We start from the raw sequence: 14,106 nt of genomic DNA, 5'->3' as shown, positions 1-14,106 counted from the left end.
TGTACGCCTGCAGCGGCACGCCGTACCCGGCGCGGGTGAACGGACGGTTAACGTAGGCCTCTGCACGGCCGATCAAAGGAACGATGACGAGCACCTCATCCGGACGACACACCCTCGCCCGCACGGCGCCGCGGACACTGCGGCACGTCCTGCGCTTCGTCGTGCTGCCGCTCGTGGTGACCGCGGTGCTCGCCGTCGCCGTCGCCCGCGGGATCGAGCTGGTCCACGCGCAGACCAGCCACCCGGTGACCCCGGAGGAGCGGTGGGCGGCACTCCCGCCCCGGGTGCACGTGCTCGGGGCCCTCACGGTCTGGCCCTTCGTCGCTCTCCTCCTCGCGGTCACCGGGTCGATGTGGGCGACGGCGATCCTCACCGTCGCGGCAGGCGCACTCATCGCCGTCGCGGACTACCAGAAGATGGTCCACCGCAGCGAGCCGCTGTTCCCCTCGGACATCGAGTACCTCCGCAGTGCGCGCATGCTTCTCGAGTCGGCAGGCATCAGCCCGACCCTCGCCCTCGGCGCGGTCCTCCTCGTGCTCGTGGGCCTGGCCGCCGTCGCGGTCGTGGCCTGGCGGCGCCGCGGCAGGCGCCGGGGCGAGGGCCGGTGGTTCCGGTGGGGCTCGCGCCTCGTGCTCGGCGTGGCCGGCATCGCCGGCGTCGTCGTCATCTCCGGCTTCAACAACCCGGACAACCCGCTCCGCCAGGCCTACGAGGACGTGCCGGTGACGTGGGCGCCGTGGAACCAGGTCCAGAACTACGCGCAGAACGGGTTCGTGGCCGGCGCTCTGTACAACGTGCCCGGGCCCGCGATGGAACGCCCGGAGGACTACGGCGAGGAGCGGATGGCAGCGCTCGTCGCCACCTACGAGCGGGTGGCTGCGGAGACCAACGCCACCCGCCAGGCCGGCGCACTGGAGGACACCAACGTCGTCATCGTCCTCAGTGAGACCTTCTCCGACCCGACGTGGCTGGAAGGCGTCGAGGTGGCCGAGGACCCGATCCCGTTCACGCGCTCGCTCATGGAGGAGAACCCCTCGGGCAGGATGCTCGCCCGGGGCATCGGCGGAGGCACCGCGACCGTGGAGTTCGAGGTGCTCACCGGCATGGCCGTGACGAACTTCCAGCCGCAGCTCAACTCCCCGTTCCCGCAGCTGGTTCCCCACCACCCGCAGTTCCCCTCGATCGCCAGCACGCTGGGCGAGACGCACGGCACCCTCGCGATCCACCCCTACGCGGCGAGCTTCTACCGGCGGGACGTCGTCTACCCGAACCTCGGCTTCGACCGGGCGACCTTCCGCGAGGACATGGCCCACCGGGAGACGATCGAGAACAGCCCCTACATCTCCGACGCCGCCACCTACCGCGAGGTGCTCGACGAGCTGCGTGGGGCGTCCGACCCGCTCCTCGTCAACGTGGTGACCATGCAGAACCACACCCCGCACGTCGGCAGCTACCCCGACCCCATCGACGTGAGCGGACCCTTCGGGCAGGAGGAGGCCGAGGAGATGGGCCACTACCTGCGCGGGCTGCGGCACAGCGACGAGGCACTGGCCGCCCTCGTCGCCGAGCTCGAAAGCTTCGAGGAGCGCACTGTCGTCCTCTTCTACGGCGACCACCTGTCCGCGACCCTGCCCGACGGCGTACGCGCGGCAAACGAGGAGCAGCGGCTGCGGGAGACGCCGTGGTTCGTCTGGGCGAACTTCGCCACCGCCGACGCCGAGCCCCCGCCGGTGCTCACCCCCAACCTCCTCCTGCCGCAGCTGCTCGCGGCAGCGGACGCCCCGGTGTCCCCGTACGCCGCCCTGCTCACCGAGCTCTCGCAGGAGGTCGCCGTGCACCAGCGCGGAGCGCTGCTCGACGGGCGGGGCCGGCCGGTCAGCGCGGACGAGCTCTCGCCCCGCGCGCGGCAGCTCCTCGAGGACTACCGGCTGGTGCAGTACGACCTGGCGGTGGGCGAGCGGTACGCCGCGGACGCCCTGCTCGCCGTGCCCTGACCCGCCCGGCTCGACGGCGGTCGCGCGCGGCGCGAGGATGGACAGATGCGTGACGCCGACGCCGCGCAACGCGTCCAGCGCGCCATGTCGGGCCTGGACCGTCGCGCGTTCCTCCCGCCCGAGCAGCACCGCTTCGCGGATGCGGACCAGCCCCTGCCCATCGGCCACCACGCCACCTGCTCCCAGCCCAGCACGGTGGCCCGGATGCTCACCCTGCTCGACGCGCGTCCGGGGCAGCGGGTGCTGGACGTCGGCTCGGGCTCGGGATGGACGACGGCGATCCTCGCCGAGCTCGTGGCGCCGGGTGGCGAGGTGGTCGGTGTCGAGCTCGAGCCGGCGCTCGTCGCTACCGGGCGGGCCAACCTCGCCGCGGTCGGTGTCACCGCGGTGATCGAGCCGGCGGTCCCCGGGGCCCTCGGTTTGCCGCTCCGCGCCCCCTTCGAGCGCATCCTCGTCTCCGCCGAGTCGCGCGGGCTTCCCCACGCCCTGGTCGACCAGCTCACCGACGGCGGCCGCATGGTCGCCCCCGTGGGCGGCAGGCTCGTCGTCGCGGACCTCACCGGCGGCGAGCTCACCACCCGCACCCTCGGCACCTACCGCTTCGTGCCCCTGCGCCAGCCCTGACGGTCAGTCGTACACCCCCTCCAGCCACCACGTCCCCGACTCGAGCGCAAGGAGCTGGGCGACGCCGTCGGACAGGGCCACCTGCAGCCACGCCCGCCGCCGACCCTTGCCCCACCAGCGCTCCCACATCGGCCACGGGCCGGCCCAGCCGACGACCTCCCGGCTGCCGTCGTCGTCGCCCACCCGCGCGGGCTCGCCGCTGAGCCGCACCCGCCCGTCCACCGTCACCGGGGCGCCGGCGGCGTCGAGGACGACGACGGCGCGCCGCTCGTCCAGGAGGGTGGCCGGGGCGGGGTCGGGCAGGCGGCCGGGCCAGGGGGCGTCGGGGCGCAGCACGGGGACGGGGTCGTCGCCCCAGGCGACCAGCCGCACCCGGGTGCGCGGGTCGCGCCCGCCCTGGAGGACGGGGACGAGCACGCCCTCGGCGCCGAGCAGGCCCTGGACGCGCAGCGCCGCCCGCTCGGCCTGCACCTCCCCGCGCCCGCGGCGGCCCCACAGGCCGTCGCTCACGACGCCGGCGGGGCTGATCTCCTGGGCGAGCAGCTCGAGGTGGACGAGGGGCGCGCTGGGCGGGCGGGCGCTGCGGCCCGAGAGCCAGCCGTCCAGCTGCCAGCGCACGCGGTCGGTGAGGTCAGCGGGGCTGGGGGCGACGTCCAGGCGCCAGGTGCGGGCCAGCTCGGTGCCGTCCTCGGTGCGGGCGAGGACCTGGACGCGCCCGCACGCGACGCCCCGGCGCTGCAGCCGCTCGGCGAGCTCCTCGGCCAGGGCGCGGGCGGCGAAGGCGGCGACGTCGGATCGCGCGGCGGGCGGGTCGAGGTCGGTGCGGACGGTGACGTCCTGCTCCGGGCGGCGGGGCGCCGGCACGGAGACGTCCCCTCCGCGGGTGAGGCGGTGGGCGAGCAGGCCGAGGGTGCCGAAGCGGGCGGCGACGTCACCGGCGGCCAGGGCCGCGAGCGCCCCGAGGGTGCGCAGCCCGAGCCGGCGCAGGAGGTCGGTAAGCTCGGCCAGCTCGGCGCGCCGCTCCCGGGTGGTGGCGGCGAGCTCGAGGCGGCGCACGTCCTGCGGGGCGAGGAAGGCCGGCGCCTGCCCGGGCGGCACGACGATCCCGGCCCGGGAGGCGAGGAGGGCCGCGAGCAAGCCGTCGGCCACCCCGACCTGACACTCTGCGCCGGTGTCCTCCGCGACCGCGCCGACGAGCAGCTCGGCCAGCGCCTCCTCTCCCCCGGCGTGACGGGCGGGCCCGCGGGCGGCCATGAGGAGCACCCCGGGACGGGCGACCTCGACGCCCGCGACGACGTCCTCGACCGCCTGGACGAGCGGCTCGAAGGCGCGGGCGTCACGGTTCTCGTCCGCGGCCAGCAGGACGAGCTCGGGGCACAGGCCCTGGGCGGTGCGCCGCCGCATGCCCTGCCGCACGCCCTCCGCGCGGGCAGCCGCCGAGCAGACGAGGACGCCGCGGGAGTCGTGGACGGCGACCGGCTCGTGGCTGCCGACGACGCCCTCGGCGACGGCGGCGGCCACCGGCCAGTCCGGCACCCACAGCACCGCCCGGCGCAGGGCCGACATCCCGGCCTGTGCCGGGTGCGCGGTGGGCGCCGTCATCAGGACACCGCCTGGAGGCGTGAGCGGGTACCGGCCGCCACCACCTCGGGGGCCGGACCGGTGGCCGCGCGGCCGCCGTCGGCCACGACGTCCAGGCCCGTGGAGGTGAGGCGCACCCGCACCCGGCCGGCGACGCCGCTGCGGCCGCGGCCGTGGACGGTCATCTCCCCCGCCTCCACCCGGCCCCAGCCGCGCCCGAGCCCACCGGCGCGGACCTCCCCCGCCCGGAGCACGACGTCGGCGCCCGGCCAGTGCGCCGTGCTCAGCAGGACCGCCCCGCGGGTACGCAGCCGCGCGGACAGCAGCCGCCGGTCGCGCGCGCTCAGGGCGCGGCAGTCCCCGACAGCCAGGACGTCGACGCCGTCGACGAGGGCACCGACGACGGAGGCGGCCTCCGGCCCCGGCTTGGGCACGAGGAGGCTGCGGCCCAGGTGCAGCCCGGCGTCGGCCGCGGCCTGCAGCCCGATGTCCGGCAGCGCGGCGAGCGCGACCCAGCCCTCACCCTGCGCGGCGGCCAGGAGGGTGAGGAGCAGGGAGGAGGAGCCGCCCACCTGGACGACGCTGCCCCGGCGCAGCCCGGCGGGCGGGAAGAAGCCGGCCAGGGCCGAGGGGACCGGCAGGTGGTCCGCGCCCGCGGTGGTGCGCGCCCCGGCTCGCGACGGGACGGGAGCGGGGGTGACGGGCCCGTGGGGTGCCGGCACGGTGTCGAGAGCCGGCGCGGTGTCGGGAGCCGGCGCGGTGCCGAGAGCCGGCGCGGTGTCGGGAGCCGGCACGGCGGGGAGGCGGGACGCGACGGGACGACGGGAGGCGGCGTCGTCGTCGTCGGCGGCAAGGACCGCCAGCCGCGTCCGCAGGCCGGCCGCCGCCTCGGCCCGTTCCAGGGCCCGGCGCGCGGTCGCCATGCGCTCTGCCGGGGTCATCGCCACCTCCACAGTCTATCGAACAGTTGTTCGATGATGACAGGTGGGACTGACATCGTCGGCGTGCCCGTCGCGGCATCCCGCGACCCCACGCCGTAGGTTGAGAGTGAACCCACACCAAGGAGGCCTTGATGGACCTGCAGCGCCCCGTTGCACCCGCACCCTACGACCTGCTGCCGCCCGTGCCGTCATTCACCGTGACGAGCACCGACATCACCGACGGGCAGCCCCTCGACCGGATGTTCACCGCCGACGGCGACAGCGTCTCGCCGCAGCTCGCGTGGTCCGGCTTCCCCGAGGAGACGCAGAGCTTCCTCGTCACCTGCTTCGACCCCGACGCCCCCACGCCGGCCGGCTACTGGCACTGGACCGTCGTCGACCTGCCCGCCGACCTCACCGAGCTCGAGCAGGGCTGGGGCGAGAGCGACCTCACGCTCCCCGGCGCGGCCTACCACGTGCGCAACGACGCCGGCACCCACGACTTCACCGGCGCGGCCCCGCCCGCCGGGGACCGTCCGCACCGCTACGTCTTCGCCGTCCACGCCCTCGACACCGACTCCCTCGAGCTCGACCCCGACGACAGCCCGACGAAGGTGTCCTTCACTGCCCTGTTCCACACCATCGCTCGGGCCGTCATCACCCCCACCTATCAGAAGTGAGCGAGCCGACGACGACGGCGGACGGCTCGGTCCGGTACGGCACCCTCACCTGGGTACCGGCCCTGCAGCGCCCGGACCTGCTCGCCGAGCCCGTGCGCGCCGCCCTCGCGGCGCTGGAGCAAACCGACCGGGTCCACGTCGCCGAGATCGACCCCGGGCTCGCCGACACCGCGGCGATGACCGAGGCCTACGAGCTGCCGCTGGAGGCCTCGGTCAACTGCGTCCTCGTCGCCGGCAAGCGCGCCGGTGAGGAGCGGGTGGCCGCCTGCGCGGTCCGCGCGACCACCCGGGCGGACGTCAACTCCACCGTCCGGCGCCTGCTCGACGTCCGCAAGGCCTCCTTCTGGCCGACCGACCGCGCCGTGGAGACCTCGGGCATGGAGTACGGCGGCATCACGCCCGTCGGCCTGCCCGCCGAGTGGCGGCTGCTCGTGGACGCCGCGGTGGCAGGCGAGCCGGTGATCGTCGGCAGCGGCGTGCGCCGGTCCAAGCTGCTGCTGCCCGGCGAGGTGCTCCTCGCACTGCCCGGCGCCGAGTCGGTCGAGGGGCTGGGCCTGGCCGCCGACTGACCGCCGGACGGGTGGGGGGCGGTGCACCCCATACGATCGTGAGCCGTGAGCACCGCCCCCTCCCGCCCCGCGCCGTCACGACTCCTGCGCCACGCCCGGGTGGCCACCGGCGCCCTGTTCTTCACGAACGGGGCACTGTTCTCCAACCTGCTGCCGCGCTACCCGGCGATCAAGTCCGGGCTGGACCTCACCAACACCGAGTTCGGGCTCGTCGTCATCGCCTTCCCCGTCGGCGCGATCATCTCCGGCCTCGCGGCCGCGGCGGCGATCCGCCGCTTCGGGGCGGCGAACGTCGCCGTCATCGGGACCGTGCTCACGGCGGCCGGGCTCGTCGCCGTCGGGTGGGCGCCGGCGCTGTGGCTGATCGTCGCCGCCCTGTTCGTCGCGGGCTCGGCCGACTCGATCACCGACGTCGGGCAGAACAGCCACGGGATCGCCGTCCAGCGCGGCTACGGGCGCTCGATCATCAACTCCTTCCACGCGGTGTGGAGCGCCGGTGCGGTGACCGGGGGCCTCATGGGCACGGCGGCGGCCGCGAACGAAATGCCGCTCGGCCTGCACCTCACCGTCTCGAGCGTCGTGTGGGTGCTCGTCGCGTTCGCCGCGCGCCGCTTCACGCTCCCGGCCGGGATGTCGGTGGGGCCGCCGCTCGTCGAGGAGCACCACGTCGCGGGTGGTCCGGCGGCCGCGTGGCTGCGCCGCCCACCGGTCTTCCTCGCCGCGCTCGTCCTCATCGCGATGAGCGGGACGATGGTCGAGGACGCCGGCAACACGTGGTCCGCGGTCTTCCTCACCCAGGAGCTCGACGCCGGCCCGGCCCTGGCGGGTCTGGCCTTTGTCGCGACGGTCGGTGCCCAGTTCGTGGGCCGGGTCCTCGGGGACCCGATGACCGACCGCCTCGGTCAGCGGACGGTCGCGCGGTTCGGCGCCGTCCTCATCATCGTCGGGATGGGGCTGGTTGTCGTGGGGCCGTCCGCCGTCGCCGTCATCGTCGGCTTCGCGCTGGCCGGCTTCGGCTCCGCCACGCTCGTACCCGCGGCGATGAACGCGGCGGACGACATGCCGGGCATGCGGGCAGGGAGCGCCCTCACCATCGTCTCCTGGCTCATGCGGGTGGCCTTTGTCGTCTCCCCGCCGCTCGTCGGGGCGATCGGTGACGCCGTCGGCCTGCGAGCCGGCCTGGCCGTCGTGCCGGTCCTCGCCGTCGGGACCCTGCTGCTCGCCGGGGTGCTGCGCGGCCGGGAGCGCTGAGACTCAGGCGGGCGGGAGCCTGCGCTGGTCGTCGCCGTCCTGCTCGACGAGCGCGGTGAAGATCTGCGCGAAGAGCTCCTCGACGCGGGCCTCGATGGCAGCGGCGTCGGTGGTCTGGCCCTTGCGGTCGTGCAGGGCCATGAGCTTGATCGCGCCATCGAGCTTGTCGGCCTGGGCGAGCCAGCCCTCGGCGCGGGTGACGTCCTCGGGGCTGGAGGCCGTGGCGAGGGCACGCTGCGCCTGCCCCCGCAGGACGTCGACGGAGCGGCGCAGCCCCTCTGGGCGGGAGCGGGAGGCGCGGGCTTTGGTGAGTCCGTCGAGGATCCGCTGCGCCTGCTTGGCAAGCTCGGGGTTCTCACGCAGCATGGCGGCCCCCTTCTTCACCACGGGGTAGACCACCGGCCCGAACTTTGCCGCGGCCTTGAGGATCGTCGTCACCTTGCCCATATGTCTCTGCTCCTTGTCGTCTGTGCCGAGGCTATGTCCTGCGCACGGCCTCCCGCGCGCCGGTGGGAGGATGTCCCGGTGTTCCATGTCATCTTCCACGAGCCGAAGATCCCGCCGAACACCGGCAACGCCATCCGGATGGTCGCGTGCACCGGGGCGACGCTCCACCTCGTCGAGCCGCTCGGCTACGACCTCACCGACGCGCACCTGCGCCGGGCGGGCCTGGACTACCACGACCTCGCGCGGGTGGTCGTCCACCCGGACATCGACGCCGCGCTGGCGGCCGTCGCGCCGGGGCGGGTGTACGCCTTCACGGGGCACGCGACAGTGGGCGTCTCCGAGATCCGCTACGTGCCCGGAGACGCGCTGCTCTTCGGGACGGAAACGACCGGACTGCCCGCGGAGCTGCTCGCCGACCCGCGCGTCACGGAGCGGGTGCGCATCCCGATGGTGCCCGGCGTGCGGTCGATGAACCTGTCGAACTCGGCGGCGATCGGCGTCTACGAGGCGTGGCGCCAGCAGGGGTACGCCGGAGCGTGAGAAGGCGTTGCCCACGCCCGGAGGCGTGTGATGTGATGCACACGTCCGAGCGCCGTGCGCTCACGCCAGCACCGACGGAGGACGCACGACGATGACCGCGACCAGCACCGACGAGACGCAGACACCCTCAGCCGCCCTCCGTGCCCGCCAGCGCCCGCTCAAGGACGCCTACAAGGAGGACCCGGCCGGCGCGCTCATCACGAGCACCGCGACGGCCCGGGTCGACCAGGGCACGCTGACCGCGACCGTCCCGACGTGGGCGGGGGACGTCGTCGCCGGCCTCCACCCGGCCACCGGCGGTGACGGCAGCCAGGCGTGCTCGGCGGACATCGTCCTCCAGGCGCTCGTCGCCTGCGCCGGTGTCACGCTCTCCTCCGTCGCGACGGCGATGGGCGTCGAGCTGCGCTCAGCGAGCGTCACGGCCAACGGCACGTGGGACGCCCGCGGCACCCTCGGGGTCGACCGCGAGGCGCCGGTGGGGCTCAGCTCCGTGGAGGTGCTCGTCGACCTCGACACGGACGCCGACGACGCCACCGTCGCCAAGCTGCTCGAGCTCACCGAGCGGTACTGCGTCGTCGCGCGCACGCTCACCGCTCCCCCGCCGGTCACCGTGCGCCGCGCCTGAGGCGCGCGCTACTCGAGGTCGAAGCGGTCGCGCGCCGCCTCGATCTCCCCCTCGTGCGCGGCCGACCAGGCGAGCAGCGCGTCGACGCGCTCGCGCACGGTCTTGCCCAGCGTCGCGTACTCGACGGCGACGGGCCGGGGCGGCCACCGTCGGCCGGGTCCGTGCGGGCACCTCGCCACGGTAGCGGTCCCGGCGCCGGGCGAGGCGCCGTCGGCTACCGCGTCGCGTAGAAGACGACGGCGGCCGAGGCGGCGACGTTGAGCGAGTCGACTCCTGCGGCCATCGGGATGCGGACGACCCGGTCGGCCAGCTGGAGGACCCGCGGGGCCAGGCCGTGGCCCTCGGGACCGAAGACAAAGGCCGAGCGCTCGTGGCCCTCGGCCACGTACTCGTCGAGGCTGACCGAGTCGTCGCTCAGCGCCAGCGCGGCGACGGTGTAGCCGAGGCGCTGAGCCTCCTCGATGGCACCGGGCCAGGAGTCCAGCCGGGTCCACGGCACCTGGAACACCGTGCCCATGGAGACCCGGACGGAGCGGCGGTAGAGCGGGTCGGCGGAGGTGGGCGTCATGAGGACGGCGTCCACCCCGAGTGCTGCGGCGCTGCGGAAGGCGGCACCGAGGTTGGTGTGGTCGACCATGCCGTCGAAGATCGCCACCCGGCGTGCTCCCGCGACGACCTCCTCGACGTCACGCAGCGGCGGGCGGTGCATGGCCGCCAGCGCACCGCGGTGGAGGTGGAAGCCGGTAAGCGCCTCGAGCACCGGCTCCTCGGCGACGAACACTGGCACGTCGGCTCCGCCGTCGTCGGCGCCGCAGGCCCCGGTGATGACGGGCGTCATCGTCCCGAGCCACTTCTCCGCCATGAGGAAGGAGCGCGGCCGGTGGCCCGCGCGGATCGCCCGCGTGATGACGTTCGTGCTCTCGGCCATGTACAGGCCGCGCTCGGTCTCCAGGCGTCGGCGCAGCGCGAGGTCGGTGAGGCCTGTGTAGTCGAGGAGGCGGTCGTCGGTGGGGTCGGTGATGCGGATGAGCGGCACCGGACCATTCTGCCGCGAGAAATGCGGCTCTCGGCGCGAGAGAGTCTCGGGGTGGGGGTGCCGCTACTCCTCGGCGAGGGCGGGGGCGGCGAACTGGCTGCGGTAGAGGCGGGCGTAGGCGCCGTCGGCGTCGAGGAGCTCGTCGTGAGTGCCCTGCTCGACGATGTCGCCGTGCTCCATGACGAGGATGACGTCGGCGTCGCGGATGGTGCTCAGCCGGTGGGCGATGACAAAGGAGGTCCGCCCGCTGCGCAGCCTGCTCATCGCCTGCTGGACGAGCATCTCGGTGCGGGTGTCGACCGAGCTGGTGGCCTCGTCGAGGATGAGGAGCTGCGGCTCGGCGAGGAAGGCGCGGGCGATGGTGATGAGCTGCTTCTCCCCGGCGGAGACACCGCCGCCCTCCTCGTCGATGACGGTGTCGTAGCCGTCGGGCAGGCTCTGGACGAAGCGGTCGACGCTCGCCGCCTCGGCTGCGCGGTGCACGTCCTCCTCGGTGGCGCCGTCCCGGCCGAAGGCGATGTTCTCCGCGATCGTCCCCTCGAAGAGCCACGTGTCCTGCAGGACCATGCCGATCGGCTCGCGCAGGTCGTGGCGGGTCATCTCACGCGTGTCGACGCCGTCGATGAGGATGCGCCCGGAGTCGATCTCGTAGAAGCGCATGAGGAGGTTGACCAGAGTGGTCTTGCCCGCCCCGGTGGGTCCGACGACGGCGACCGTCTGCCCGGGCTTCACGTCGAGGTCGAGGTGGGTGATGAGCGGGCGCTCGGGGTCGTAGCTGAAGGCGACGTCCTCCAGTCGCACCGCGCCGCGCACCTGCGCCGGCCGCTTGCCCGGCTCGGGGTCGGGCGACTGCTCGGCGGCGTCCATGATGTCGAAGATCCGCTCGGCCGAGGCCACCCCGGACTGGACGAGGTTGGCCATCGAGGCCAGCTGCGCCAGCGGCTGGGTGAACTGCCGCGAGTACTGGATGAAGGCCTGCACCGAGCCGAGGCTGAGGTCGCCGGAGGCCACTCGCAGCCCGCCGACGACGGCGACGAGCACGTAGTTGAGGTTCCCGACGAACCCCATCATCGGCATGATCGTCCCGGAGATGAACTGGGAGCGGAAGGTCGCTCGGAAGAGCCGCTCGTTGTCCTCGTCGAAGCCCTCGCGAACGGAGTCCTGGGCGTTGAAGGCGGTGACGAGCTCGTGGCCGGTGAAGGCTTCCTCGACCTTGCCGCCGAGGTCCCCGGTGGACTTCCACTGGGCCACGAAGTGCGGCTGGGCGCGCTTGGCGATCGCGGCCGTCGCCCATGCGGAGACCGGCACGGTGACGAGGGCGATGAGCGCGAGCTGCCAGGACAGGACGAACATCATGACGAGCACCCCGACGACCGTGACGATCGAGGTGACCACCTGCGAGAGCGTCTGCTGCAGGGTCTGGGAGACGTTGTCGATGTCGTTGGTGACCCGGGACAGGACGTCACCGCGGGCACGGGAGTCGAGCTCGCGCAGCGGCAGCCGGTCGATCTTGGCCTGGACGTCGCGGCGCAGCTGGAAGGCGGTGCGCTGGACGATGCCCGCGAGCATCCGTCCCTGGATCCAGAGGAACACCGCGGAGCCGACGTAGACGGAAAGGACGAGCAGGGCCATGCGGCCGAGCGCGTCGAAGTCAATGCCCTGTCCGGGCACGACGTTCTCCATGCCGCCGACCATCTGGGCGACCTGGTCCTGACCGGCGGCGCGCAGGCCGGCGACGGCCTGCTCGAGGGTGGCACCCTCCGGGAGCATCCGGCCGACGACGCCGTTGAAGACGATGTCGGTGGCACGCCCGAGCAGCGTGGGACCGAGCACCTGGAGCCCCACCGCGACGACGGCGAGGACGAGCACGACGACCAGCCGCACCCGCTCGGGTGCCATGGCCCGCAGCAGCCGCCTCAGCGAGGCGCCGAAGTTGGCAGACTTCTCGCCCGGGGGAAGGCCCGGGCCGGGACGGTGGTGGCTCATGCCGCCTCCTGCGCGCTCAGCTGGGACAGCACGATCTCCTGGTAGGTGGGGTTGTCCTCCATGAGGCCGGAGTGGCTGCCGCGGCCCACCACCCGGCCCTCGTCGAGGACGACGATCTCGTCGGCCTCACGGATCGTGGCCACCCGCTGGGCGACGATGAGGACGGCGGCGCCCGCGGTGGCCATCGGCAGCCCGGCACGCAGACGGGCGTCGGTGGCGTAGTCGAGGGCCGAGAAGGAGTCGTCGAAGACGTAGAGGTCCGCGGGCTTGAGAAGCGCGCGGGCGATCGCCAGGCGCTGGCGCTGCCCCCCGGAGAAGTTCGACCCGCCCTGCTCCACGCGTGCGTCGAGTCCGAGCCCGGTGACGAACTCGCTGGCCTGGGCGGCCTCGAGGGCGCCCCACAGCTCCTCGTCGGTGGCCTCGGGCCGCGCGAAGCGCAGTGTGGAGGCGATAGTGCCGGAGAAGAGATAGGCGCGCTGCGGGACGACGGAGACCCGGGACCGCAGCTCGGCGGGGTCGACCTCGCGCACGTCCACCCCCCCGGCGCGCACGACGCCACCGGTGGCGTCGACGAGCCGTGGCAGGAGGTTGACGAGCGTGGACTTGCCCGAGCCGGTGGAGCCGATGATCGCCGTCGTGCGCCCCGGTTCCAGGCGCAGGGAGACGTCGTGGAGGACGGAAGCGGCGGCGCCCGCGTAGCCGAAGCTCACGCCGTCGAGCTCGATGACCGCGCGCCCGGCGGGGAGCCGGCGCGGCCGCGCGGGGGCGACGATCGCGGGCTCGGTGCCGAGGACGGCCTCGATGCGGTCGGCGGAGACCGCGGCGCGCGGCACCATCATGAACATCATCGAGGCCATGAGAACCGACATGAGGATCTGCATGAGGTAGTTGAGGAAGGCGACGAGCGAGCCGACCTCCATGGCCCCGGAGTCGATGCGCCCTGCGCCGAACCACACGACCGCCACCGACGAGGCGTTGATGACCACCTGGACGGCGGGGAACATGAGCGCCATGAGGTAGCCGACGCTCAGGCTCGTGCCCATGAGCTCGCTGTTGGCGCGGCCGAAGCGCTGCCGCTCGCTGGGCTGACGGTTGAAGGCGCGGATGACCCGCACACCGGAGATCTGCTCCCGCATGACGAGGTTGATCCGGTCGATGCGACCCTGGATGAGCTTGAACAGCGGCCCCATGCGCAGCGCGATGACGACGATGAGTCCGAGCAGCACCGGGACGACGACGAGCAGCAGTGCCGACAGTCCGACGTCCTGGCGCAGCGCCATCACCACACCGCCGACCATCATGATCGGCGCCATGACGATGACGGTGAAGGTCATGAGGGTGACCATCTGGACCTGCTGGACGTCGTTGGTCGAGCGGGTGATGAGCGACGGCGCACCGAAGCGGCCGGCCTCGGCCACCGAGAAGCGCTGCACCCGGGTGAAGACGGCGCGGCGCAGGTCGCGGCCCACGCTCGTGGCGGCGCGCGCACCGAGGTAGACCGCGCTCACCGCGCAGGCGACCTGGACGGCGCTGATGAGGAGCATGAGCGCACCCACCCGCATGATGTAGCCGGTGTCCCCCACGACGACGCCCTTGTCGATGATGTCGGCGTTGAGGCTGGGCAGCGACAGCGCGGCGAGCGTCTGGACGAACTGGAGCAGCACGACCACCACGACGTCGCGGCGGTACGGGCGCAGGTGGCGCCGCAGCAGGGTCAGGAGCATGTCAGCCTTTCACTTCGCCACCGGTGGGGGCGGCTCCGAGAAGGGTAAGACGGACCACCGACATCCCCCGACCGATTTCGCTCAGGGCAGGCCCGGACGGCGTCGCCGGGCGGCTGAACCGGCCTGCCT

At 73.7% G+C, this 14,106-nt stretch carries 14 protein-coding genes; 7 read left to right on the top strand and 7 right to left on the bottom strand.

Annotation, left to right across the window (positions count from 1 at the left end; all coding sequences use genetic code 11):
- Positions 1-83: 83 nt before the first annotated feature.
- Positions 84-1,994 carry an LTA synthase family protein gene (locus M3148_RS13825; RefSeq protein WP_251305294.1) on the top strand — a complete coding sequence of 637 codons (1,911 nt, stop codon included), beginning with the start codon at positions 84-86 and terminating at the stop codon, positions 1,992-1,994.
- 45 nt (positions 1,995-2,039) lie between these two features.
- Positions 2,040-2,618, top strand: a complete 579-nt coding sequence (locus M3148_RS13820) for a protein-L-isoaspartate O-methyltransferase family protein (protein ID WP_251305293.1) — start codon at positions 2,040-2,042, stop codon at positions 2,616-2,618.
- 3 nt (positions 2,619-2,621) lie between these two features.
- On the opposite strand, the gene M3148_RS13815 is transcribed toward M3148_RS13820, so the two are convergent.
- The gene (locus tag M3148_RS13815) at positions 2,622-4,220 is read right to left on the bottom strand and encodes a Y-family DNA polymerase (protein ID WP_251305292.1); all 1,599 of its coding nucleotides are present in this window, start codon (positions 4,218-4,220) and stop codon (positions 2,622-2,624) included.
- The gene (locus M3148_RS13810; protein WP_251305291.1) at positions 4,220-5,146 is read right to left on the bottom strand and encodes a hypothetical protein; all 927 of its coding nucleotides are present in this window, start codon (positions 5,144-5,146) and stop codon (positions 4,220-4,222) included. Before M3148_RS13810 ends, M3148_RS13815 begins: the two co-directional genes overlap by 1 nt.
- Before the next feature lie 125 nt (positions 5,147-5,271).
- Between M3148_RS13810 and M3148_RS13805 the strand changes: the two genes are divergently transcribed.
- Genes M3148_RS13805 through M3148_RS13795 form a run of 3 tightly spaced genes read left to right on the top strand, consistent with a single transcriptional unit; the run spans position 5,272 to position 7,619 of the window.
- Entirely contained in the window at positions 5,272-5,799 is a 528-nt protein-coding gene (locus tag M3148_RS13805; RefSeq protein ID WP_251305290.1) for a YbhB/YbcL family Raf kinase inhibitor-like protein, read from the top strand.
- Positions 5,796-6,368, top strand: coding sequence for a YbaK/EbsC family protein (locus tag M3148_RS13800; RefSeq protein ID WP_251305289.1), 573 nt, complete (start codon positions 5,796-5,798; stop codon positions 6,366-6,368). The genes M3148_RS13805 and M3148_RS13800 overlap by 4 nt, the downstream gene beginning before the upstream one ends.
- 45 nt (positions 6,369-6,413) lie before the next feature.
- Positions 6,414-7,619 carry an MFS transporter gene (locus tag M3148_RS13795; RefSeq protein WP_251305288.1) on the top strand — a complete coding sequence of 402 codons (1,206 nt, stop codon included), beginning with the start codon at positions 6,414-6,416 and terminating at the stop codon, positions 7,617-7,619.
- 3 nt (positions 7,620-7,622) lie between these two features.
- Here M3148_RS13795 and M3148_RS13790 read toward each other — a convergent pair whose 3' ends face one another.
- Positions 7,623-8,066: a hypothetical protein gene (locus M3148_RS13790; protein WP_251305287.1), complete on the bottom strand. Its 444-nt coding sequence runs from the start codon at positions 8,064-8,066 to the stop codon at positions 7,623-7,625.
- A 78-nt stretch (positions 8,067-8,144) separates the two neighbouring features.
- Between M3148_RS13790 and M3148_RS13785 the strand changes: the two genes are divergently transcribed.
- Together M3148_RS13785 and M3148_RS13780 are read left to right on the top strand one after the other, a co-directional pair.
- Positions 8,145-8,606: a tRNA (cytidine(34)-2'-O)-methyltransferase gene (locus M3148_RS13785; RefSeq protein ID WP_251305286.1), complete on the top strand. Its 462-nt coding sequence runs from the start codon at positions 8,145-8,147 to the stop codon at positions 8,604-8,606.
- Between the two features lie 91 nt (positions 8,607-8,697).
- Positions 8,698-9,231 carry an OsmC family protein gene (locus M3148_RS13780; protein WP_251305285.1) on the top strand — a complete coding sequence of 178 codons (534 nt, stop codon included), beginning with the start codon at positions 8,698-8,700 and terminating at the stop codon, positions 9,229-9,231.
- Positions 9,232-9,239: 8 nt separating this feature from the next.
- Here M3148_RS13780 and M3148_RS13775 read toward each other — a convergent pair whose 3' ends face one another.
- From M3148_RS13775 to M3148_RS13760, 4 genes are all read right to left on the bottom strand, one after another.
- The gene (locus M3148_RS13775; RefSeq protein ID WP_251305284.1) at positions 9,240-9,410 is read right to left on the bottom strand and encodes a hypothetical protein; all 171 of its coding nucleotides are present in this window, start codon (positions 9,408-9,410) and stop codon (positions 9,240-9,242) included.
- Between the two features lie 35 nt (positions 9,411-9,445).
- Positions 9,446-10,267 carry a TrmH family RNA methyltransferase gene (locus tag M3148_RS13770; protein ID WP_251305283.1) on the bottom strand — a complete coding sequence of 274 codons (822 nt, stop codon included), beginning with the start codon at positions 10,265-10,267 and terminating at the stop codon, positions 9,446-9,448.
- Positions 10,268-10,330: 63 nt separating this feature from the next.
- The gene (locus tag M3148_RS13765; protein WP_251305282.1) at positions 10,331-12,253 is read right to left on the bottom strand and encodes an ABC transporter ATP-binding protein; all 1,923 of its coding nucleotides are present in this window, start codon (positions 12,251-12,253) and stop codon (positions 10,331-10,333) included.
- On the bottom strand, positions 12,250-13,977 hold the full coding sequence (locus M3148_RS13760) for an ABC transporter ATP-binding protein (protein WP_251305281.1): 1,728 nt from the start codon (positions 13,975-13,977) through the stop codon (positions 12,250-12,252). The genes M3148_RS13765 and M3148_RS13760 overlap by 4 nt, the downstream gene beginning before the upstream one ends.
- Between the last annotated feature and the right edge of the window lie 129 nt (positions 13,978-14,106).

It is taken from the genome of Georgenia satyanarayanai (assembly GCF_023715365.1).
Classification (GTDB): Bacteria; Actinomycetota; Actinomycetes; order Actinomycetales; family Actinomycetaceae; genus Oceanitalea; species Oceanitalea satyanarayanai_B.
Note: the sequence above shows the minus strand (reverse complement) of the source record. Positions and strands in the feature narration are given on the sequence as shown.